We start from the raw sequence: 351 nt of genomic DNA on the forward strand, positions 1-351 counted from the left end.
ATCCAATATTCATCCGGAGTTAATCCTGCATCTGTTAATACATTTAAAGCTAAATTATATAAATTGTCTTCCCTGGGTCCTGTATATTCATAGGTTGATTTAGATAATGATTCTAGCCGATCCCTGCCAGAAACTTTGGCGCTGATTCCCTCTTCTGTTACTTCCCAATCACCACTCCAAAAGATTCCTAGGGGCACAAATTCTTTTTCTCCACGATCTCTTTCTATGCCTAACCAGGCTTTAATTCTCCGATTCGGTTTCAACATCTCATATAAAGGACTTTGAGTGTTGCCTGCATCAAATTTTCTATCCTTATTAGATAAAGTTATTGTGATTTCATTAGATGTTATG

General features: G+C 36.8%; 1 protein-coding gene. It reads right to left on the bottom strand.

The window, feature by feature from the left end; all coding sequences use genetic code 11:
• The coding region (locus RCF13_RS02765; protein WP_308140818.1) for a hypothetical protein at positions 1-351 on the bottom strand (351 nt) is incomplete at both ends.

Source organism: Stenotrophomonas maltophilia group sp. RNC7, assembly GCF_030910085.1.
GTDB lineage: Bacteria > Pseudomonadota > Gammaproteobacteria > Xanthomonadales > Xanthomonadaceae > Stenotrophomonas > Stenotrophomonas sepilia.